Origin of the sequence: Rhodoferax fermentans, assembly GCF_002017865.1 — a bacterium.
Classification (GTDB): Bacteria; Pseudomonadota; Gammaproteobacteria; order Burkholderiales; family Burkholderiaceae_C; genus Rhodoferax; species Rhodoferax fermentans.
In genome coordinates this window covers 3,352,290-3,373,252 of sequence record NZ_MTJN01000002.1, presented here as the reverse complement: position 1 = coordinate 3,373,252, position 20,963 = coordinate 3,352,290, and the positions used below count along the sequence as shown (strand labels likewise).

20 protein-coding genes are annotated in these 20,963 nt (G+C 53.9%); 9 read left to right on the top strand and 11 right to left on the bottom strand.

Annotated features, from left to right (window positions below):
- Positions 1-2: 2 nt before the first annotated feature.
- Both RF819_RS15675 and RF819_RS15670 read left to right on the top strand, forming a co-directional pair.
- Entirely contained in the window at positions 3-1,334 is a 1,332-nt protein-coding gene (locus RF819_RS15675; RefSeq protein WP_078365843.1) for a glycosyltransferase family protein, read from the top strand.
- 7 nt (positions 1,335-1,341) lie between these two features.
- A complete protein-coding gene (locus tag RF819_RS15670; protein ID WP_078365842.1) occupies positions 1,342-2,160 on the top strand; it encodes an alpha-1,2-fucosyltransferase in 819 nt (272 codons plus the stop codon).
- A gap of 24 nt (positions 2,161-2,184) precedes the next feature.
- Here the strand turns inward: RF819_RS15670 and RF819_RS15665 are convergent, their stop codons facing one another.
- From RF819_RS15665 to msbA, 11 genes are all read right to left on the bottom strand, one after another.
- Positions 2,185-3,210, bottom strand: coding sequence for a glycosyltransferase family 2 protein (locus tag RF819_RS15665; RefSeq protein ID WP_078365841.1), 1,026 nt, complete (start codon positions 3,208-3,210; stop codon positions 2,185-2,187).
- A 19-nt stretch (positions 3,211-3,229) separates the two neighbouring features.
- Positions 3,230-4,168 carry an NAD-dependent epimerase/dehydratase family protein gene (locus RF819_RS15660; RefSeq protein ID WP_078365840.1) on the bottom strand — a complete coding sequence of 313 codons (939 nt, stop codon included), beginning with the start codon at positions 4,166-4,168 and terminating at the stop codon, positions 3,230-3,232.
- Positions 4,169-4,171: 3 nt separating this feature from the next.
- Complete coding sequence (locus RF819_RS15655) at positions 4,172-5,092, bottom strand: transketolase family protein (protein WP_078365839.1); 921 nt, start codon at positions 5,090-5,092, stop codon at positions 4,172-4,174.
- A complete protein-coding gene (locus RF819_RS15650; RefSeq protein WP_244899918.1) occupies positions 5,089-5,934 on the bottom strand; it encodes a transketolase in 846 nt (281 codons plus the stop codon). The genes RF819_RS15655 and RF819_RS15650 overlap by 4 nt, the downstream gene beginning before the upstream one ends.
- A gap of 12 nt (positions 5,935-5,946) precedes the next feature.
- Complete coding sequence (rfbH, locus tag RF819_RS15645; protein ID WP_078365838.1) at positions 5,947-7,290, bottom strand: lipopolysaccharide biosynthesis protein RfbH; 1,344 nt, start codon at positions 7,288-7,290, stop codon at positions 5,947-5,949.
- Positions 7,287-8,375, bottom strand: coding sequence for a CDP-glucose 4,6-dehydratase (rfbG, locus tag RF819_RS15640; protein ID WP_078365837.1), 1,089 nt, complete (start codon positions 8,373-8,375; stop codon positions 7,287-7,289). The genes rfbH and rfbG overlap by 4 nt, the downstream gene beginning before the upstream one ends.
- Complete coding sequence (gene rfbF / locus RF819_RS15635) at positions 8,357-9,130, bottom strand: glucose-1-phosphate cytidylyltransferase (RefSeq protein ID WP_078365836.1); 774 nt, start codon at positions 9,128-9,130, stop codon at positions 8,357-8,359. The genes rfbG and rfbF overlap by 19 nt, the downstream gene beginning before the upstream one ends.
- Before the next feature lie 37 nt (positions 9,131-9,167).
- Positions 9,168-10,211, bottom strand: coding sequence for a glycosyltransferase family 10 domain-containing protein (locus tag RF819_RS15630; protein WP_078365835.1), 1,044 nt, complete (start codon positions 10,209-10,211; stop codon positions 9,168-9,170).
- Positions 10,208-11,119: a glycosyltransferase family 2 protein gene (locus tag RF819_RS15625; protein ID WP_078365834.1), complete on the bottom strand. Its 912-nt coding sequence runs from the start codon at positions 11,117-11,119 to the stop codon at positions 10,208-10,210. Before RF819_RS15625 ends, RF819_RS15630 begins: the two co-directional genes overlap by 4 nt.
- Positions 11,120-11,174: 55 nt before the next feature.
- The gene (locus RF819_RS15620) at positions 11,175-12,062 is read right to left on the bottom strand and encodes a DUF6492 family protein (protein ID WP_078365833.1); all 888 of its coding nucleotides are present in this window, start codon (positions 12,060-12,062) and stop codon (positions 11,175-11,177) included.
- Positions 12,063-12,156: 94 nt separating this feature from the next.
- Entirely contained in the window at positions 12,157-13,902 is a 1,746-nt protein-coding gene (gene msbA, locus RF819_RS15615; RefSeq protein WP_078365832.1) for a lipid A export permease/ATP-binding protein MsbA, read from the bottom strand.
- Between the two features lie 108 nt (positions 13,903-14,010).
- Here msbA and RF819_RS15610 point away from each other — a divergent pair, with 108 nt between their 5' ends.
- The 7 genes from RF819_RS15610 to RF819_RS15580 all read left to right on the top strand — a co-directional run bounded on the left by RF819_RS15610 (position 14,011) and on the right by RF819_RS15580 (position 20,942).
- Complete coding sequence (locus tag RF819_RS15610; RefSeq protein ID WP_078365831.1) at positions 14,011-14,766, top strand: glycosyltransferase family 2 protein; 756 nt, start codon at positions 14,011-14,013, stop codon at positions 14,764-14,766.
- A 6-nt stretch (positions 14,767-14,772) separates the two neighbouring features.
- Positions 14,773-15,855, top strand: a complete 1,083-nt coding sequence (locus tag RF819_RS15605) for a glycosyltransferase (protein ID WP_143541730.1) — start codon at positions 14,773-14,775, stop codon at positions 15,853-15,855.
- Between the two features lie 61 nt (positions 15,856-15,916).
- Positions 15,917-17,191 (top strand): Tol-Pal system beta propeller repeat protein TolB, encoded by a 1,275-nt coding sequence (gene tolB, locus RF819_RS15600; RefSeq protein WP_078365829.1) that lies wholly within the window; start codon positions 15,917-15,919, stop codon positions 17,189-17,191.
- A gap of 19 nt (positions 17,192-17,210) precedes the next feature.
- The gene (pal, locus tag RF819_RS15595; protein ID WP_078365828.1) at positions 17,211-17,744 is read left to right on the top strand and encodes a peptidoglycan-associated lipoprotein Pal; all 534 of its coding nucleotides are present in this window, start codon (positions 17,211-17,213) and stop codon (positions 17,742-17,744) included.
- A gap of 20 nt (positions 17,745-17,764) precedes the next feature.
- Entirely contained in the window at positions 17,765-18,529 is a 765-nt protein-coding gene (gene ybgF / locus RF819_RS15590; protein ID WP_078366984.1) for a tol-pal system protein YbgF, read from the top strand.
- A gap of 25 nt (positions 18,530-18,554) precedes the next feature.
- Complete coding sequence (locus tag RF819_RS15585; RefSeq protein ID WP_078365827.1) at positions 18,555-19,301, top strand: tRNA threonylcarbamoyladenosine dehydratase; 747 nt, start codon at positions 18,555-18,557, stop codon at positions 19,299-19,301.
- A 234-nt stretch (positions 19,302-19,535) separates the two neighbouring features.
- Complete coding sequence (locus RF819_RS15580) at positions 19,536-20,942, top strand: sodium-dependent transporter (protein ID WP_078365826.1); 1,407 nt, start codon at positions 19,536-19,538, stop codon at positions 20,940-20,942.
- The last annotated feature ends 21 nt before the right edge of the window (positions 20,943-20,963 follow it).

The window sequence follows — 20,963 nt, the reverse complement described above, 5'->3', positions numbered from 1 at the left end:
CTATGCGCGATAACCATCAGCAACGTTGGCTGATCATTTCTCATGCCTTCAACATGGATGGCCGAGCGGCCAGTCAAACAATTACCGACAAGTTGCCACATTTGTTACGTGCTGGTATCGAGGTTGTGGTCATCAGCGGTGTGTCCGGGATCAAAGATACGGTCGTTGAGCATCATCAGGTCTGGCCTGTGGGGCCGGCTGGCCTGCGTTTTGAGCTGCGGCATGTGTTGCGGCGGCGTTTTCAAAACCGGCTGGTTTACCGAAGCTTGATGACATTGGCGTCTGTGCTGCTTCTACCTGCTTTTGTGGTGGAGAAAATATTCCGGCCGGTGGAGAGCTCTTGGTCCTGGTGGCTCAGTGCCTATCTGAAGGGCCGGGCGCTGGCACGCCAGAGGCCCTTTGATCTGATTTATTCAACAGGGGGCGCTTTTGCAGCCCATGTGGCTGGCCACGCTCTGAAAAAGAGTACTGGCATACCGTGGTTGGCTGAGGTGCATGATCCGTTTGTGACCCCTGGACGAGTACCTGAGAGTGCGCAGGACAAGATGCAGGCACAGGTGGAGAAAACCATCTGTGAGAAGGCGGACATTGCCATCTGGTTCACACAACAGGCTCTGGACAGTGCCCGTATGCGCCACCCCCAACTGGGTGAGCGCGGCAAGATGATGCTGCCAGGCATCGACCAACCTTTTCAGACGTTGCCACCGTCACAGCGCGGGCCGAAGTTTGTGATCGGGCATTTTGGGTCGCTGTCAACCACGCGCAATCTGAGCAGCATCATCGGTGCCCTGGAGCAGTTACAGGCGCAACGCCCGGAATTGATGGCTCAGACCGAACTGCATCTGTATGGTGGACCGCTGGACGCCGTATCCAGTGAAACCATTGCCGCATCTCCGGTGCGCGAACAGGTGCGGCATTTTGGTCGCATCGAGGCCGACCCTCAAACTGGCTTGAGTGGCCGTGAGCAGATCCTGCGGCGCATGCGTTCCGTGGATGTGCTGTTGCTGCTGCACGGGGAAGAACCCATTTGTGAGGAATACATTCCTTCCAAAATGTATGAGTACCTGTGGATGCAGAGGCCCATACTGGCGACGGTGCATCGCAACCCTCAGATGGCGGAAATGCTGCGTGGGCAGGGGCATATGGTGGTGTTGACGGGTAGTGCCGGGTCGGCGCTGCAAATGACCGCAGAGGAGCTGGTGTTGGCATTGGTGCAGTTGCACGAAGCGTGGCTAGTGAACGGTTTGCCTGACAGCGGCCGTACCAGCCCGTACACGACACAGCGGGCGGTGGAGCAACTTGCTGCATGGATCACGCAGCGGACTTCTGCCTAATTGCTTCATGGAGATGTCAAAAATGGTTAGTTTTAAGTGGTTTAAATCCAATTCCAAAAATCAACCAACGGTCATCACTTTTTCTGGTGGCATGGGCGCACAGATCATCAGTGCTGCCATCTATTTTTCGAAAAAACGGGCGGGTGAGCTTGTTTATGCCGATCTGTCCTATTTTGAGACGCCAGAACATGTGGCAACGGCGGGAAATCCGGGCGACTGTTCTCATTGGTCATGGCAACTCGGCCCGTTTGGACTGGAATACCAGTCATTTGAGACAGCAACCGAGGCTGTTAGGCGTGTTGCCAAGGTCGTGGTTGATGGACCTGAAAAAATGCAATGGGGCTTGGCAGCTCTGGCCGAGCCAGAAGCGCAAGATGTTTTCAGAATCGCAGACAACTTGCCTGACGCTTTGCCCGTTTCTGTAGTCGGTGGCTATTTGTGTGTCCATATTCGTCGGGGTGATTACGTCAATGTAGCCAGTCATTTGATTTCAGACGACGCATTCATTGAACAGGCGGCCAAATTTTCTGGCTTGCTCAACGCCGTGGTTGTTCTTTCAGACTCACCCATCAGTTCAAAAGTCAAACAAGCCATGTCGACGTATTTCAATATTACTGTTTATTTGGACAACGCCGATGCATTTACTGCCCACCGCATCATGCGCAATGCCCGCGTTTTTATTTGCTCAAACAGCCAGTTCAGCCTGATCGCAGCCATGTTGAATAGATCGGCACTGGTGTTGATTCCAAAACAATGGTTTTCAGGCGAAGATCGTGTGATTGAACGCTCCATACAATCGTTGTGTTCATTTCAATTGATGGCTTAATTTCAAATCACCAAATTCTAGCGATTAACAGGAATCAGATGATTTTTTAATGAAAGTTTTAATTTTTTTCTCGATAGGCTTTGCTTTTTTGCTTATTTTTTTTCGAATAAAATAAAATGATCTATATAAAAAATCAGGAAGAAGGATTGTGGGTATCCATTTCAGCCAGAGAATTGGGCTATTATGAATCTCTATTAATTTCTTTATGATTGTTTTTTTGTCTTTTATACCCCAAAGTTTAGCTATTGGTATTGATTCATATGCATAATTTCTGTCTGCATTTAGATGCCATTTTGTGATGCTTTTGCTGTATCCCATTTTTGGCATATTTTTGTAAAGAGTTCCTGAGGAGAGGGCAATAGTTATTCTAGTGTCTCCATCACCATTTTTGACTGCTTTTTGACTTCCATCACGAACCTTAATTAGAGGTTTTTTAACTATATATGAATCTGATAGCAGTAAGATCTTAAAGAGGCCATATCCAAAGATTGTTTGTGTACCAAATGCGTCATTCAGATTTAATGAATTCCATGTATTCTTTTTTATGATAAGAGAGGCAATGGCTCCCCATCTACCTTTGCAGTTGTAAAGAAAAGTATCTGCATTGGCGCAATATAAATCTTTTGAGAATTTTACCTCTTCGATAACTTTTTCGAGCTTTTCGTCATACTTGTCAAAGTTTGCTTGTATGACTCCGAGTTTTTTATTTCTTTTTATCAGATCAAGAATGTGGTTGATTGAGTTATTGTAAAGTGCATCATCATCGCCAAGTAGCCATACATAATCGCCCTGAGCTTCTTTGAAAAGAAGGTCAACATTTTTGTCGAATCCAAGATTTACTTCGTTTCTTCTGTATTGGATAATTTTCGGATATTTTTTCAAATACTCGCTAACTATTTCTCTTGTTGTATCGGTGGATGCGTTATCTGATATTAATATGTCGACAGTATTGTTTGGGTATGATGGTATTTGAAAAATGATGCTATCAATTGCCTCGCGGATGTGGGGAGCTCCGTTGTATGTAGGTATGCCAATGGTTAGTTCTTTCATTTTTTATTTGTACCTGCTTTTAATACAAATTATCCTGCATGAAGTATTTTTCAATTTCATTGCATATGCCATTGATGGAAGAAAAAGACGGGTAATATCCGAACTCTTTAGGATATTTATTTTTTGAGAAATAATTAGGCTTCCTTCCCGTTGCATTCACCGCGACACCTGAGTGCTGTATTTCATACAACAATCCAAATTTGTCCTGCATGACCGTCAGCAAGGTGGCTTTGTCAATGGGTGCCAAGCTATAGCAGTCAAGTGCTGTGTTAGTTGCAGGCGCAGCCAACAACACCCTGACCAATTGGTAAAAATCAGCTGGATGCAGGTAATCGCGAACGATGTAGTCTGAGGAAGTTTTCAGAGCGGTCTTGTCACGAATTGCCCGCACGATGTCGGTGATCAAAAACCGTGCCTCCATGTCCTGCGTATGGCTGAAATAGTTAAAGACTCGCAGATCCACAATCGGTAAAGGTGCCAAGGCCCTGTGTCGGCATTCGGCGTGGAGTTTGGCCACGCCATACCAGTCCTGCGGCTGGAGGTTGTTGATGGCAATGGAAGCCTGGGTGGTTTCGTTTACTGGTTCATCAAAACTTGCACCATACGCCGCACCGCTACTCAGAAAGATATAGCGGCAATCGGGATGCTGGTGCAGATAGCCCAAGGCCATGTCGTCGTATTTAAGCGTGACATCAAAAATCGATGCCCCCATCTCGGCTGCCTGGGCCGGGTTGCCAACCCCGACGAAGTTGAGAAGAGCATCAAAGTGCTCTGCTGGGCTGAAGGCCGTGAAGTCGGCAACCAGATATCGGTCGACCAAGCCAATGTTGTTCATCCATTGCGATACAACTTCCGGCCTGCGGGCGTACAGCACCAAGTCATGCTGGCTGTGCGCGGCAAATGAAAGAATCAGATCTTTGGCAATCTGGCTGGTGGCACCCAAAATAGCGATGCGCATGGCTCAATTCGCGATCAGGAAATCGCGAATGCGCTGCTCAACCGCAGGCCGATCCAGACCGTGTTCTTTCAGCAAATATTCATAGGTACCGCAGTGCTGCGAGAAGCGATCTTGTACACCCACCCGCAGAATCCGAACTGGCGCAAATTCGCTGGCGATCTCGGTGATGACAGAACCCAAACCACCCAGCACGGAATGCTCTTCCAGAACCATGACGGCCCGACTCTGCGCACAGATGGTTATCACCTGCTGACTGTCCATCGGTTTGATGAACGGCGCACTCCAGACGCTGGCCTCAGGGTAAGACGCCTGTGCGATATCCAGGGCCGTGCGCACCAAAGCGCCGGTGGCAATCAAGCTGATGGCGCCAGCTTGTCCGGCCTTCACCTGCAGCAACTGCCCAGCTTTGACTTGGCTCAGGTCATGGGTATGCACGTCCCCACGATCTGATTTGCCCATGCGCAAATAGACCGGCACTTTGGTTTGGTAGGCCAACGCCATACATGCACTGACTTCAAAGCGGTCTGCAGGGGAGTAGACCGACAAATCAGGGATGGCGCGGGTACAGGCCATGTCTTCGGTCGATTGGTGGCTGGTGCCCAAATGGCTGTAGACAAAACCGGCGCCGTCACCAATCAGGATCACCGGCAAATGGTCATGGGCGATGTCGAGCTTGATCTGCTCAAGCACCCGTACCGGGATGAAGGCACTCAAGCCGTAAACGAAGGGTCTGAAGCCGGTGCGGGCCAGGCCTGCCGCCATGCCGACCATGTTCTGCTCGGCAATACCGGCATTGATGTATTGCGCCGGGCATTCCCGGCGGAAATCATCAAACAAGGCGTAGCCGTGATCACCAGTGAGCAAGAGCACATTCGGGTCGGCCTTGGCCAGGCGGACCAGGGTGTCTGAGAAGGCAGCTCTCATGACGCACTCCCGGCCACTGCGGCCAATGCTTGTGCATAGGTTTCCTGGTTGAGCCGCGTGTAGTGCCAGATGTTGTTGTGTTCCATGAAGGGCACACCTTTGCCTTTGACGGTTTTGGCGATGAGGGCTTTGGGTGCTGTTGAACTGCTGGCCCAGAGCTGCTCGATGGCGTGGTCAATCGCGGCCTCGTCATGGCCGTCGATGGTCCGCGCTTCAAAGCCGAAACTCTCGAATTTGCTCTGTATGGCGCCCAATCGAAGTACATCCTGGGTACGCCCCATGGCCTGAAAGCCGTTCTCATCGACGATCACGATGAAGTTCTTGAGTTCATGGTGCGCCGCAAACAAAGCACCTTCCCAGATCGGACCTTCGTTGATTTCACCATCACCAACCAGTGCGTAGGTCTTTTGATCGGTGCCGCGCAACTTGGCACCCATGGCCATGCCGAGGCCGACAGAGAAACCGTGGCCCAGTGAGCCGGAGGTGACCTCCAGGCCGGGAATGCGTGAATCCGACAAACCTTTGAGATCACTGCCATCGGCAAAGTAGCCTGAGAACGCTTCATCCTTGAGCCACCCCAGCTCACGCATGCAGGCGTACTGCGCCATGACGCCGTGGCCTTTGCTGAGCACCAGGTAGTCACGGTCTGTTGCTTGTGGATCGTTACCGGGGTAGCGCAGGTGGCTGCGGTACAGCACGGCCAACAGTTCGATGATGGAAAACGCACAACCAATATGAACAGTTGAACCGGCAAAAGCCATGTCCAAAACGGTTTTGCGCAATGCCCTAGCATCGAAGCTTGCCATGGTAGTTCGCGTGGGTGTTGCAGGGAGATCGGTCATGGCGGTGTGCACTTAAAAATTCACGCCCAGGTAACTTTCGATCTTGGAAGCCGCAAACTCCAGCATCTCCCGTGTCAGTGCCGGCTGCACCCCGATCCAGAAGGTGTTGTTCATCACGTTGTCGGTGTTGCTCAGGTCACCGCTGATGCGGTAATGGGCTCCTGTCATGTAGGGTTGGCGTGTCAGGTTGCCAGCAAACAGCAGGCGGGTACCCACCTTGTTTTGGTCCAAGTAGGTCAGCAGGTCCAGTCGGGTCACCGGGCAGTTGTCCTTGAGGGTGATGGGGAAACCAAACCATGACGGGTCTGAGTGTTCGGTGGCCTGGGGCAAGTTGACAAATTCCTCACAGTCTTTCAGACGTGCTTTCAGGAAGGCAAAGTTGTCCTTGCGGGCCTGGATGAACTGGGGCGCTTGTTCCAGTTGGGCCAGGCCGCAGGCGGCCTGCATGTCGCTGATCTTGAGGTTGTAGCCGAGATGGCTGTAGGTGTATTTGTGGTCGTAGCCGTAGGGCAGTTTGCCCAGTTGCTGGCAAAAGCGTTTGCCACAGGTGTTGTCCTTGCCGGGTTGGCAGTAGCAGTCGCGGCCCCAGTCGCGAAAGCTCTCGGCAATGGCCTTGAGTTCGTCGCTGTTGGTGAATACTGCACCACCTTCACCCATGGTGATGTGGTGGGCTGGGTAAAAACTCAGCGTGCCGATATCTCCGAAGGTGCCGACCATCTGGCCGCGGTAGGTGGTGCCCAGCGCATCGCAGCAGTCTTCCACCAGCCACAAGTTATGTTTTTTGCAAAGGGCAGTGACAACGTCTAGGTTGAAGGGATTGCCCAGGCTGTGCGCCAACATGATGGCTTTGGTCTTGGGGCCGATGGCGGCTTCGATCTTGGACGCATCAATGTTGTGGGTCAGCGGGTCCACATCCACAAACACCGGCACGGCGCCAAACTGCAAGATGGGATTGACGGTGGTCGGAAAGCCAGCTGCCACACCAATGACTTCGTCACATTTCTGGATGGCGCGTGCGCCCAGCTTGGGGGAGGTCAGGGTGTTGAAGGCCACCAGATTGGCCGAGGAGCCGGAGTTGACGGTGATCAGGTGTTTGATGCCGATGAAGGCAGCCAGCTTTTTCTCAAACTCGGCGTTGAAGCGCCCTGTGGTCAGCCAGCCGTCCAAGCTGGCTTCGACCATGTTCTTGAGTTCCTGGGCACCAATGACCTTGCCCGAAGGCGGCACCAGGGTTTCACCGGGGACAAAAGCTTGGGGCGCATGAACGATATCTGAATACTGTTGCACTAGTGCAGCAATTTCGCGGCGGATGGCATCAGGGGCTTTGGGCGTAAATTGAATAGGTGCAGTTGTCATATTGCTTCTGAATAAATAGCTGAAGAGTATTGCTGTATCTGCGCTAAGCACATTTTTTTCATATCATCATTGGCCAGCCAAGCTTGATGCCACGTGGTGATGTGCTTCAACGCAGCTGCCAAGGGCCAGCGTGGCTCCCAGCCCAGTCGGGCTTTGGCTTTGGAGATATCTAACTTAAGGTAGTTGGCTTCATGCGGGTGAACACCGTCGTCTTGTTGCCAGCTTGCGCCGTTGCACCAGTTGTTGACCATGTGCTCAACAATCCATTGCACGGGTTGTGCATCGTCATCCTTGGGGCCGAAGTTCCAGCCTTCGGCGAATGTTTGGTCATCGGTGTACAGGTGCTCTGCCAATGACAGATAACCACTAAGCGGCTCCAGCACGTGTTGCCAGGGTCGGGTGGCATGGGGGTTGCGAATGACCACAGGCTGGTTTTTCTCGAAGGCACGCAAGATGTCTGGCACCAAGCGGTCTGCAGCCCAATCGCCACCGCCGATGACGTTCCCAGCACGGGCAGATGCCAAGGCAATGCCTTTGTCTTTGAAGAACGAGCAACGGTAGGCACTGGTCACCAGTTCTGAGCAGCCTTTGCTGTTGCTGTAGGGGTCAAAACCGCCCATAGGTTCGTCTTCACGGTAGCCCCAGAGCCATTCTTTGTTCTCATAACACTTATCGGTAGTGACCACCACCACGGCCTTGACACTCGGGGTGTGGCGGGCCGACTCCAGCACATGCACGGTGCCCATCACATTGGTGGCGTAGGTTTCAACGGGTTCGGCGTAAGACAGGCGCACCAGCGGTTGTGCCGCCATGTGGATCACGATGTCGGCCTGACTGGTTTGCATGGCTTTTTGCACGGTGGCCAGGTCGCGAATGTCGCCAATGGTGCTGCTGGCCATGCCATTCGCCACCTGCGCAACGGTGAACAGGTTGGGTGTGGTGGGCGGAGTGAGCGCCAGGCCGTGTATTTCAGCGCCCAGGCTTTGTAGCCACAGGCTGAGCCAACTGCCTTTGAAGCCGGTGTGGCCGGTTAAAAAAACGCGTTTACCTGACCAGAATGCCGGATTCACGACCAGACCTTCCATGGCGCTTTGCCAGACTGCCAGAGTTCTTCCAGGTAGGTTTTGTCGCGCAAGGTATCCATGGGTTGCCAGAAACTGTGGTGCTGGTAGGCGGCCAGTTGACCGTTCTGGGCCAGTGTTTCCAAGGGGCCGCGCTCCCAGATGCAACTGTCCCCGTCGATGAAATCAATCACAGCTGGTGACAGCACAAAAAAGCCACCGTTGATCATGGCGCCGTCGCCCTTGGGTTTCTCCATGAAGCTATTGACTTTGCCGCCGCTCAAGTCAAGCGCGCCGAAACGACCAGGTGGAATGGTTGCTGTCAAGGTGGCTTTGACATTTTGAGTTTTATGAAAAGCAAGCAGATCGGTGATGTTGACATCAGCCACACCATCGCCGTAGGTCAGACAAAAAGCTTCTTCGTCTTTGACATAGTCTGCCACGCGTTTCACGCGACCACCGGTCATGGTGTTGTCGCCCGTATCGATCAACGTGACTCGCCAGGGTTCGGCGCTTTGTTGGTGCACCTCCATGGTGTTTTTGCTCATGTCAAAGGTGATGTCGGACATGTGCAGGAAGTAGTTGGCAAAGTATTCCTTGATCAGGTAACCCTTATAACCGCAGCAGATGATGAAGTCGTTGATGCCATGATGGGCGTAGATCTTCATGATGTGCCATAGGATCGGTTTTCCACCGATCTCAATCATCGGTTTTGGGCGAGTAGAGGTTTCCTCGGAAATCCGGGTACCGAGTCCTCCTGCAAGAATGACTGCTTTCATAAGGGGGCCTGAAAAAGGTAAAAAGGGCACAAAGTATTCACTTTGGAATCATAGCGGCTTGGGTTTGCAAGCCATCCAGATGGCGGCACACCCGATCAACAACTTGCTTGACAAAGTGCTCGGAACTGAATTTGTGGGCGCCATCGGTGTGCAAAAACCGCCAGATGTTGTGCTGGTACTGGGCATGGTCTGCGGCGCTGATCGATAACAAATGCTGGTGAACTTGCTCCGTGTTGCTGAACTTCCGCCGGTCGATGAAGCAGCCCTCAGGAATGTGCTCAAGCACATTGTCGGCACCCCAATAGATCGGCACACAGCCGTTGACCAGGCTGTCAAAGATTTTTTCCGTGATGTAGTTGGATAGGTCGCGGCTGTTTTCATAACAGTAGGAAAACCGGGCCCGGCGCAGCACCGTTGACTTGTCTTTCAGCTCGCCGCGAAAACTCGGAAAAGGCGGGATGCCGAAAAGACGGGTCTGTAGCCGTGACATGCTGCGTTTGAGCTTGCTGCCCAGAGTAAATGCCGGGGTAGATTTCTCCCAGCCCAGACCATACAGGCTGAATTGGCCAGGGGCCTGTTTTTCGTACCAACGGATGGTGTTGATCCGTTCCGAGTAGAGGTCACTTGGCAGCACCTCCTTGAAAGCTTTGTTAGCGTTGATCAGGCAACTGAATATGTCACGTTGCTCCGGCCCCGGAAAGTCGTGGCAGACCAGCGGGTGAGGAATGAGGATGGGCACTACATGCGCCAACTGGAGCAGGCGTACATCCCAGGCGAAGACCAAGTCAAAGTTCTGGCAATAGTCACTGCTGGCGTTGAGCTTATTGATATAGGGGTTTTCAAGTGCGATCAGGTAGCGCGGAACTTGCAGGGGGGACAAAGGTCGGCCTTCGAGGTGCAATTCGAAGGCAATTTCTCGACCCTGGTTCAGGTCGGCCGTGTTGACCTCAATGCCGCGTTCCAGAAAGGCCTGCCGCAGCAAGCGGGGGGTTGAGGTCGGGTTGTGGCGATGAACCAGGTCTTCTTCCGCAAAAAGCGAGTTGCAACTATGTCCGTCGGCATGAAGGGTCGCGTAAATCATGGTTGGCCCAGGGCTTTGACCAGCGCCCGTTTGAAAAGGGCTTCATAGGTGTCGAATCGCGCATACCTCGCCCAACGGTAATGTTGTATGAAGGCTTGGGCCAGGCGGTTTCTGCTGGGGTGCGACAGGTCGGCGGACTTCAGGAAAGTCTTGTAAATGAAAGAGCACCGGTAATCCTGCAAGACCTCGCTTCCCAACATGGTGCGGTTTTTCTTGATATATGCCAAAAAACGCAGCCGATCTCGTCTGGACTCGGTAGCGCCGTCGTTGCTGGTATGGATGCGGTAGGTCATCAATGGTTTGCTGATCCAGCGGATGTGCCCCTTCATGGCCAGGTTCAGAAGCCAGGTGACATCGCTGTATTTGCCACCGTCCAGCTTGAATCTGAGCTGACCGAGTTGTGGCTTGTGATAAACATAGCTGGGAAATGGCGCGATGCCCGACTGTGCCCGCGAGAAATAACGTGCCGCAAGATCACGGGCAGAGCTGATGGTTTCAATGTTTCGCGACGACAGAAATGAAGGCTTCTTTTGTAACTGCCCAAAGGATTCGATGTGGGCGTTGCAGCCCAGGGCAATGGTTGTCGGAAGGGCCTGCAGGCTGGCGTGAACTTCGGCGACAAAATCCGGGCCCATGAGGTCATCGTCATGGAACAGGCAAAAATAACCATCTGGCGCCTCGTCGATGCAGCGGTTGAAGTGTGCCAGGGCTGGCAACATCGGTACCCGGCGTACGTAAGGCACTTCGGGAAAATCGGTTTGCATCATCCGCTGCACGTCATCGTTGCTGGAGTTGTCGGACACCGTCAGAGTGAACGCACTGTCCGTTTGAGCCAGCACCGAGCGGACCGCCTGTCGGGCGTCTTCGGGGCGGTTATGGCAAAGAATAAAGATCGACAATTTTTCCATGCTTTAGTTGAACTTCAGGCAATGACAGCCCGTCAGGCTGACAGGGTTGGCGGGCTCAGATGCGCCCCAAGCGGCGGCGCAACCTCCGGCCCAACCGAGAAAGAACACCACCACCCTCCTGGGGCCAATCCATCTCCCGCTCCCAGTTGGATTGTTTGATCTCGCCGCAATAGAATTGAGCCAGGTCTAGCGACCTGACGCCATCGCGTTGGTCCCGGTCGTATTGCCAGGCATAGTGGTAGACCTTGAACAGAGCCTGGCAGGGAAGCAGCGGGATCGCTCCATAGGCGAGCAAAGCCTCGCCGTACCATCGTGATTCAATGGGCGCCTGCGTGATTGCATCGGCAAAGTTCATGCCTTTGGGCTGTAGATAGTGGCTGTCCAGACTTTCCCAGACCGCCCGGTGCCAGACCAGAGGAAAGGGGCCAAAACTGTAGCGCCGCCCCAGCCGCTGAAAAAGCTGTTGCACCAGATCGGCTTCCTTGATGTAGGCATCAACCACCCGCCTGCGTTGGTGACGAATTGCGTCTTCCATCAGATCATGACATTCGTCCAACATGGTGTAGGGTGTGCCCTCGGCCGTCATGAAATCTGCCAAACTAAACGGCCGGATAAAGGCTGCGTCCGAATCTAGGCAAAGGTAGGCCGTCGACAGGCCAAGACGCCAGAATTCGGATTTCACCACCTGCTGCGACAGGCTGCCTGGCATGCGCCTGACTTGTTCTGCGTCGATCCGCGGTGAGGCTTGAAGGATGTCTTCGTCGGTCAGCAATTCCACCGCAAAGCCCCCCAGATGTTCGCGAAACAGTGCCAGGTCATGCTGGGGCACCGACACATAAAAGGGCAAGTTGTCCGTGTTGTGCTGCCGGATGGACTGCGCCAGCCGAACCACACGCCGCAGATCGGTTCTGTAACTTTTGCAATAGAGAGTCAGTGGTTTCATTGACAACGTTTTCCATAGTCAGTTAGAGCTTTGGCGGCTAAAAGTTCTAAATGGGTCGATTTGGCCGCCTTGGAAAGAGACCAGGTAGAAATTTTCACGCCTGGATACGGTTCAGATTGGCGTAGTAGCCGCCAGCAGAAATCAACTCGGCATGTGAGCCGGATTCAACGATGCGCCCTTTGTCCAGCACGAGGATACGGTCTGAATTTTCGATGGTGCTGAGCCGGTGGGCAATAACCAGGGTTGTCCGGTCTTTCATCAGTACCGCCAATGCGGCCTGGACCTGGCGCTCAGACTCGGTATCCAGCGCCGAGGTGGCTTCGTCCAGAATGAGGATCGGCGCGTTCTTGAGCAAGGCACGGGCAATGGCAATACGCTGGCGTTGGCCGCCCGAGAGTTTGGCGCCGTCTTCACCAATGACCGTTGCCAGGCCGTCCGGCAGTTGTTGAATGAAGTCCCAGGCGTTGGCGGCTTTGGCCGCGGCAATCACGCTTTCGCGGTCGCAGATCCCACTCAGTCCAAATGCAATATTGGCTTCGAGGGTATCGTTGAAGAGCACGATGTCCTGGCTGACCAGGGCAATGTTCTGTCGCAGGCTGACCAGGCTCAGTTCACGGATTTCAATGCCATCGATCCGGATCTGGCCTGAAGTAGGTTGATAAAACCGCGGAATGAGGGTGCTGATGGTGGTTTTGCCACCGCCGGAGGCGCCGACCAGTGCCACTGTTTGACCTCGGCTGATGTGAAAGCTCACATCATCCAGCGCTGTCCGCTCCGAGCCAGGGTATTGGAAGCTGACACGATCAAATTTGATGTCTCCCTGGGCGCGTGGTAGTTCGCGGTGGCCTGTGTCTTCTTCGGTAGGGGTGTCAAGCAGGCTGAATACACTTTCGCTGGCAGCCAGACCCCGCTGCAGCGTGGAACTGACCGTGGTGAGTTGTTTGATCGGCGAGATCAGCATCAGCAGCGCGGTGATAAAAGAAATGAATCCGCCTGCGGAAGCACTGGCTTGGCCGGTGGTCTGACTCAGCGCCATGAAAACAATCAGTGCCACCGCCAGGGACGCGGCCATGTGGGTGATCGGTGTGATGGCGGAAGAGGGTGTGGCCTCCCGCATCATGGAGCGGCGATAGCGTTCGGTACTGCGATCAAAGCGCTCGGTCTGCTGCGCCTGACCACCGAAGATTTTGACCACTTTGATCGCAACCACGGTTTCTTCAATGGCATGTGACATATGGCGCATCGATTCCAGCGTATTACGGCTGGCTTGACGCATCCGCTGGCCGAAACCTTTGATGATTAACGCGATAAAAGGGCCAATGACCAGGGTGATCATGGTCAGTTTCCAGTCCAGGTAGAGAAGGTAGCTCAGAAGTGCGATGGCCGTCAGGGACTCTCGCACCACGGTAACCAAGGCGTGGGTGGCGGCCTCGTTGACATTACCCACATCGTACATAAGACGCGAGATCAGCTTGCCAGCGGACTGCTCGTGAAAGGTCTGCGTCGGTAGCCGCAGCAGCTTGTCGAACATCTCCCTGCGCAGGTCCGTCACCAGATGGGTGGAAATCCAGATCATCAGATAAGCGGTACAAAAGGAAAAGAAGCCTCTAACCACAAACAGGCCGACGATGCCCAGTGGAATAATCCAGACCATGCGTGGATCCGAAGTCTGGAACCCGTTGTCCAGCAGGTATTTCATGATGGCAGGGAATACCGGTTCGGTAGCAGCTGTGCATATCATGCCTAAAACAGCCAGGCCAAACGCCTTCCAGTACGGGCGGAGATAGGTCAAGAGCCTGGCATAGAGCGCGCGACTACTTTGCGGAGCGGGGTTAGACATGAAGTGACTGATTGAACGCCTGGTGCATCCATTACGGATTCACGCAGAGCCTCCTGAAACGGCGAGGCAGTTATTATCAGTTGAACTCCGTCACCTCCAAGAATGTCTATGCGTCTTTCAGTTGTTGTCATCACCCGCAATGAGCAACTTAACATCGAATCCTGTCTGCGGTCTGTCGAATTTGCTGATGAGCTTGTGGTGGTGGACAACACGAGCGCTGACCAGACTGCGGACTTGGCACGTCAACGGGGTGCAAAGGTGGCTGTGACTCCAGATTGGCCTGGTTTTGGCCCGCAGAAAAATCGAGCGCTGGATCTGGCGACCGGGGATTGGGTGTTGTCTCTGGACGCCGATGAGCGTGTTACACCTGAACTTCGCCAGGAAATTTTGACGGTGATCGCTAGAGCTGATGCTGCAGACTGTTACAGCATTCCTCGCTCATCCTGGTTTTGTGGCCGTTTCATTCGACACTCTGGCTGGACCCCAGACTATGTGGATCGTCTGTTCAAGCGGGGTTCTGCCCGTTTTTCCGATGATCTGGTGCATGAAAGGCTGGTTCATCGGGGGCAATCGCAACCGCTTAAAAATGCATTGCTTCACTATAGCCACCGCAGTTTCTCGGATGTTTTGACCAAGATTGATCGCTATTCCACAGCCTCTGCACAACAGGCTTGGGGTCGGGGCAAGCGATCTTCCGTATGGGGGGCCGTCGGGCATGGTTTGTGGGCCTTTGTCCGGACCTATGTTTTCAAGGCTGGATTTCTGGATGGTGGTCATGGGCTGGCATTGGCCATCGCCAACGCGGAAGGCAGCTATTACCGACACATCAAACTCTGGCAACTGGCACAGCCAGCCAATCAGTGATCGCGCATGATCTTCAACATTGTTGAGCCCACGCTAAACAGCTACACGGGGCATTGTTACAGTTTGGTTGAGGCCATTGCCAAAACGGCTCCTGCAGAACACATCCGTATCTGGTCGGGGAAAGAGATCGGGCAGTCTTGGACATCTCGCGGAGAGATTCAGCCGTATTTTTCTCGTTCTTTGCGAAAAATCCAAAGTTTTTTCCTCTACAAACGTCTCTTGGATCAGCCGGGGAAAATTCTGCTTTCCACTGCGGGAACCACTGATCTGGTGCTCCTGAATTGGGCGGCTAAAGCTCAGATTCCACCTGACAAGGTGTATGTGTATGTGCACTGGCTGGGCACCAAGGCGTCCAAAGCAGGGAAGCTGGCAGCCATTGCTCGGAGCCAGCCATATATCGAGGTTTTGTGTACAACCGAGACCACCACCGTTTTTTTCAAAGAACTTGGTTTTCGAGCCACCACAGTGGCCTATCCGCATGTGATTGATCAGCCTCAGAGACAAACTTTGTCAGGGTTTCGACACTTGTTGTTTGCGGGCGCAGCGCGGATGGACAAAGGCTTCAGCCGGATTGCCGATTTGGTGGATGACTTGGCGCACAGTCAGGGCACCTGGCCCTTCTGGATTCAAACCTCTGCGACGCACCAAGCCAAACATGGCCCGGACATCTTGACCCACATTGAGCGCCTCAAGCAGTCCAACTATCCACAACTGACACTGCTCAGCGAGACACTTTCACCTCAAGACTACCGTGCGCAGTTTGTCGGAGGGATCAGCATACAGGCCTATGCAGAAGCTGATTTTCAGGATCGGGTCAGTGGTGTGACTCTGGATGCCCTGACCGCAGGTTGCCCGGTGGTGGTTACAGCCAACACGTGGCTGGGACGTATTGTTTTGGAGCACAATGCAGGGGTGACAACCAGCGATCTATCACCATATGGCCTGCGGCGAGCCATTGAAGAAATTGTGCGTGACTACGATGCATTTTCCCGGCGGGCCTTTCAAGCAGGCCAGATACTCCAAAATCAGCACTCCACAGCCGCCATGATGCAGGCCATCTTCCACAAAGAGCGCCGAAGCGCTGTGTAAACTGAAATCCTGGGCCTGTGCGCTGACGTTTCGCAATCTATCCAAAGAAGTGACCTACTGCATGCGATTTCCTTTTGTTTCAACCTTGTTTTGCTTCCTGTTGGCATTGTTTAGCTTGCCTTCTTCGGCGCAGTTCCGCGTTGAAGTCTCCGGCGTGGGCTTGACCCAAGTCCCGATCACGGTGATGCCTTTTAAAGGCCAAGCCACCGCCATTGCAAAGATTTCCGAGATTGTTCAGGCAGATTTGGAGCGCAGCGGGCAGTTTCGGGCTGTGGCGGCGACCCATGGCGCGCTGGATGAGGTGTCTTTGCCGGATTTGTCCGTCTTTCGCCGCGCAGGTTCTGATGCGGTGGTTTCCGGCAGCGTGAGCACCTTGGCTGATGGTCGTGTTGATGTTCGCTTTCGGCTGTGGGATGTGGTCAAGGGGCAAGATCTGGGTGGTCAGAGTTTTGCCGTGAATGCCGCTGACGCCCGTCTGGCTGCGCATCGGGTGGCTGATTACGTTTATGAAAAACTGACGGGCGACAAAGGCGCTTTTTCGACACGTATTGCGTATGTCACCAAATCTGGGCCGCGTTACCAGCTGTGGGTCGCTGATGCTGACGGAGAAAATGCCCAGTCTGCATTGGCCAGTCCTGAGCCCATCATTTCTCCAGCTTGGTCACCCGATGGCAACCAGTTGGCGTATGTTTCATTTGAGTCGCGCAAGCCGGTGATTTATGTTCATAACGTGAGCTCGGGCAAGCGCCGCCTGATTGCGAACTTCAAAGGTTCCAACAGTGCGCCAGCCTGGTCGCCTGATGGCAAGACGCTGGCCGTGACCTTGAGCCGCGACGGTGGTTCCCAGTTGTTTTTGTTGAGTGCGACAGGTGGAGAGCCGCGCCGCTTGATCCAATCCAACAGCATCGATACCGAACCGGTTTTTTCGCCAGATGGGCGCGGCATTTATTTTGTCAGTGACCGTGGTGGTTCGCCGCAGATTTACAAGGTGGGTGTGAATGGTCAGGGCGTCGAGCGCGTCACATTCACCGGTGCTTACAACATTTCTCCATCCATCAGCCAGGACGGACGTTGGATGGCTTATATTTCACGCACAGGCGGTGCTTTCAGGCTGCATTTGCTGGATATTGACAGCGGCAATGTGCGCGTGTTGTCTGATACGGCTGCAGACGAGAGTCCCAGCTTTGCACCCAATAGCAAAATGGTGGTCTATGCGACCCAGTCCCAAGGACGGGAAGCTTTGATGACGACCACTTTGGACGGCAAGGTGAAGGCCCGGCTGAACGGTCAGAATGGTGATATTCGCGAGCCGCATTGGGGCCCTTTTTTGAATTGATGATTTTTAGGAGAGTTTGATGAAACGGTTGGTCTTGTCTTTTGTTGTGAGTGCTTTTTTGGTTGGATGCGGCTCGACGGTGCCGTTGAATGATGTGCCGGTTTCTGATGCCACGGCCAACCCCGTGTCAGGAAGCGCGGGTGATGCGGGTGCTTCAGGTGTCAAAAGTGGTGGCGTGGCGCCTGTAGATCTCGGTGCGAATGGTGCCCAGGGTGGGTTGCCATCAGCCAAGAGAATCATCTACTTTGATTACGACAGCTTTGTCATTCGCCCAGAATTTCAGGCATTGATTGCAGAAAATGCCAAAGTCATTATGAGCCAGTCTGGTCGCAAGGTGGCTATTGAAGGCCACACCGATGAGACGGGGGGCCGCGAGTACAACTTGGCATTGGGTCAAAAGCGTGCTGAGGCCGTTGTTGGTGCGCTGAGTGTGCTTGGTGTGCCCAGCAGCCAGCTTGAAGCTGTGAGTTTTGGCAAGGAAAAGCCAGCGGTGGTGGGCAACGATGAGTCTGCCTATGCCAAAAACCGCCGGGCTGAAATCCGCTATCAATAATCTGGGTGCGCGTGATGCAGATGCGTTTCCCTAAAGCTCAGCTTGTTTTTGTGGTTGGTGTGCTGCTGGCCACGTGGGCACACGCTGGTCTTTTTGAAGACGATGAGGCGCGCAAGGCCATTCTGGATTTGCGCCAGCGTGTTGAGAAGCTCAGGGCGGATACTGACCAGATTCAAACCAGCAGCAAGGATGAGAACGCCGGATTGGGGCGTGGTTTGCTGGAGCTGCAGAGGCAAATGGAGTTGCTTCGCGCTGACCTGGCGTCTTTGCGCGGTGTGAACGAAAAAGTGGCCAAAGATGTGGCAGATCTGCAGCAACACAACAAAGACGAGGCACAAAGCCTCTCGGAGCGTTTGTCCAAGCTGGAACCCGCAAAGGTCAGCGTGGATGGTGTGGAGTTTGTTGTGACTCCTGCTGAGAAGCGTGACTATGAAGCCGCGCTTGCAGTTTTCAGAAAAGGTGACTTTGTCAATGCGCAAAGCCAGTTCTCTGGCTTCCTGTCGCGTTACCCCGGCAGTGGTTATGCGCTGACGGCCTTGTTCTGGCTGGGCAATGCGCAATACGCCACTCGTGATTACAAAGAAGCGATTGTCAATTTTCGCTCTTTGATTGCCAAAAATCCGGAGCATCTTCGTGCACCAGAAGCCGTCTTGTCGGTGGCCAATTGCCAGTTGGAGCTGAAGGACAGCAAGGGCGCTCGAACCACTTTGACCAATCTGATCAAAGCCTACCCGCAGTCCGAGGCGGCAGTCGCCGCCAAAGAGCGACTGGCTTCGCTGAAGTAACTCAAGGCACCTTTCCCCGCGTCGCATTGTGGAAGATCGTCGATTTGCCGGCTTGGATCGGCTTTTTGGAGTGTCTGGCGCTCAGAAGGTGAGGCAGTCACATGTTGCGGTTGTCGGGGTAGGGGGCGTGGGCTCCTGGGCGGCAGAGTCATTGGCTCGAAGTGGCGTTGGCAGATTGACGCTGATCGATTTGGACCATGTGGCGGAGTCCAACATCAACCGGCAGATTCACGCGACAGAAGCCAGTTTAGGGCAAGCCAAAGTGATGGCGATGCGCGACAGGATCCATACTTTTTTCCCAGATTGCCAGGTGAATTGCATCGACGAGTTTGCAACACCGGCCAATTGGCCCCAGCTCTTGCCTGCAGGCGTTGACGCAGTCATTGATGCATGCGATCAGTGGCATGTCAAAACCGTCATGGCGAACTGGGCCATAAAGCAGCGGGCGATTTTTGTTGCCTCGGGCGCTGCAGGTGGCAAAAGACACGCGCATCTGACAAGCATGGATGATTTGTCCCAAGTGACGCACGATCCTTTGTTGTCGAAGGTGCGTTATCAGCTTCGCAAAAACCATGGCGCAGCGCGTGATGCTAAAAAAATTGGCTTGGCCTGTGTGTTCAGTCGTGAACCAGTAGCTCCCCCTGACGCATCGTGTGGCATCGTTGGTGATGGTTCACTCAACTGCCACGGTTTCGGCTCATTGGTCACAGTCACAGCCACTTTTGGACAATGTGCGGCCGGTTATGTGCTGAACAAACTGGCTGACACATGAGATTCGCTGCGGCCATTATTCTTCCTGTCGGCATATGCCGTCAGGTCTTGCGCTGTCATGCAGGTCTGGGGCTTGAGCTCGTTGGGGTCCGTTACACGGCCTTCTGAGTCATATACCTAAGTGGTTCTTCACTACGGAATGGTGTTCTCCCATCTGATGTAGCTCAGAGCAGCACTTCCTATTTGCAGCACCGTTTCGGTGCACCTCCATATCACCTTATAAAAAAGCAACATCATGACCTCCACCTCGCATGAATCTGCCGTTCCCGGTTGTGGCAAACCTTCTAAGTCGGGCTTGGCGCGCGTTGGCTTCAGCACCGGTTTTGGGGTACTTGCAGCCACACTGGGCTCTGCTGTTGGCCTGGGCAACATCTGGAAATTTCCGTACCTGACCGGGGCCAATGGCGGTGCCGGTTTCCTGCTGGTGTATGTGCTGGCCACGCTGCTGGTTGGCTTGCCGGTGATGATGGCCGAGATTTCGCTCGGGCGTGTGGGCAAGGCCAACCCGATTTCCACCTTGCAGGCTTTGGCACCCAAAGGGCAGCCCTGGTGGCTGATTGGTGCGGCGGGCATGTTGGGGGCTTTTCTGATCCTGTCGTTTTACTCCGAAGTGGTCGCCTGGGTGTTTGCCTATGTGGTCAAAGCCATGCGTGGCTCGATCCTCAGCAGTGATCCGAAGGTGACCGAGGCTGCGTTTGGTGCCTTGATCAGCGACCCGATGCAGTCACTGCTGTGGCAGTGGGGGGTGCTGGTGTTTATTGGTGGCATCTTGCTGATGGGGGTCACCAAGGGCATTGAGGCCATCACCAAGAGGCTGATGCCGATTCTGTTGTTGCTGCTGGTGCTGTTGTGTGCCGTCAGTCTGAGCCTGGACAAGGCGCTGGACGGTCTGGTCTTTTTGTTTCAGCCGGATTTCAGCAAAATCACCGCATCGGTGGTGTTGACCGCCATGGGGCTGGCCTTTTTCAAGCTGTCGATTGGCATGGGCACCATGATGACCTATGGCAGTTATTTCCGTGACGATCAGAACATCCCGCTCACCACGGTGCGTGTTATGGCGGCGGATTTGTGTATCTCGATGCTGGCCGGTATCGCCATTTTTCCGGCGGTGTTCACCTTTGGTTTTGAACCCACGGCCGGGCCCGCCCTGGTGTTCATCACGATCCCGGCGGTGTTTTCCCAGATCCCGATGGGGCAGGGCTTGATGGTGGTTTTCTTTGTGTTGGCATCGATTGCTGCCACTGGGGCCATGCTGTCGCTGATGGAGGTGCCGGTGGTGATCCTGCATGAGCGTGTGGGACTGTCGCGCCCGAAAGCCACGTTGCTGACCATTGCTTTGCTGGTGGTTCTGGGCTCGGCCAGTGCCCTGAGCAACAGCACGCTGGCTGAGTTCAAGCTGTTTGGTCTGACACCGTTTGATGTGGCTGACTTTGTGTCGTCCAACATCATTTTGCCGATCGGGGGCATTTTCATTGCCTTGTTTGTCGGCTGGGCCTGGGGGCTGGATAAGTTCAGCCAAGCCATGAGCAACCAAGGCCAGTTGCACAACCAACAGCTGATCCGGGCGGTGTTTTTCTTGCTGCGTTATGTGTCGCCAGCCTTGATCCTGATCGTGATGCTCAAAGGCCTCAAGCTGTTTTAGCCCAGGCCGGGCGTTAGCATG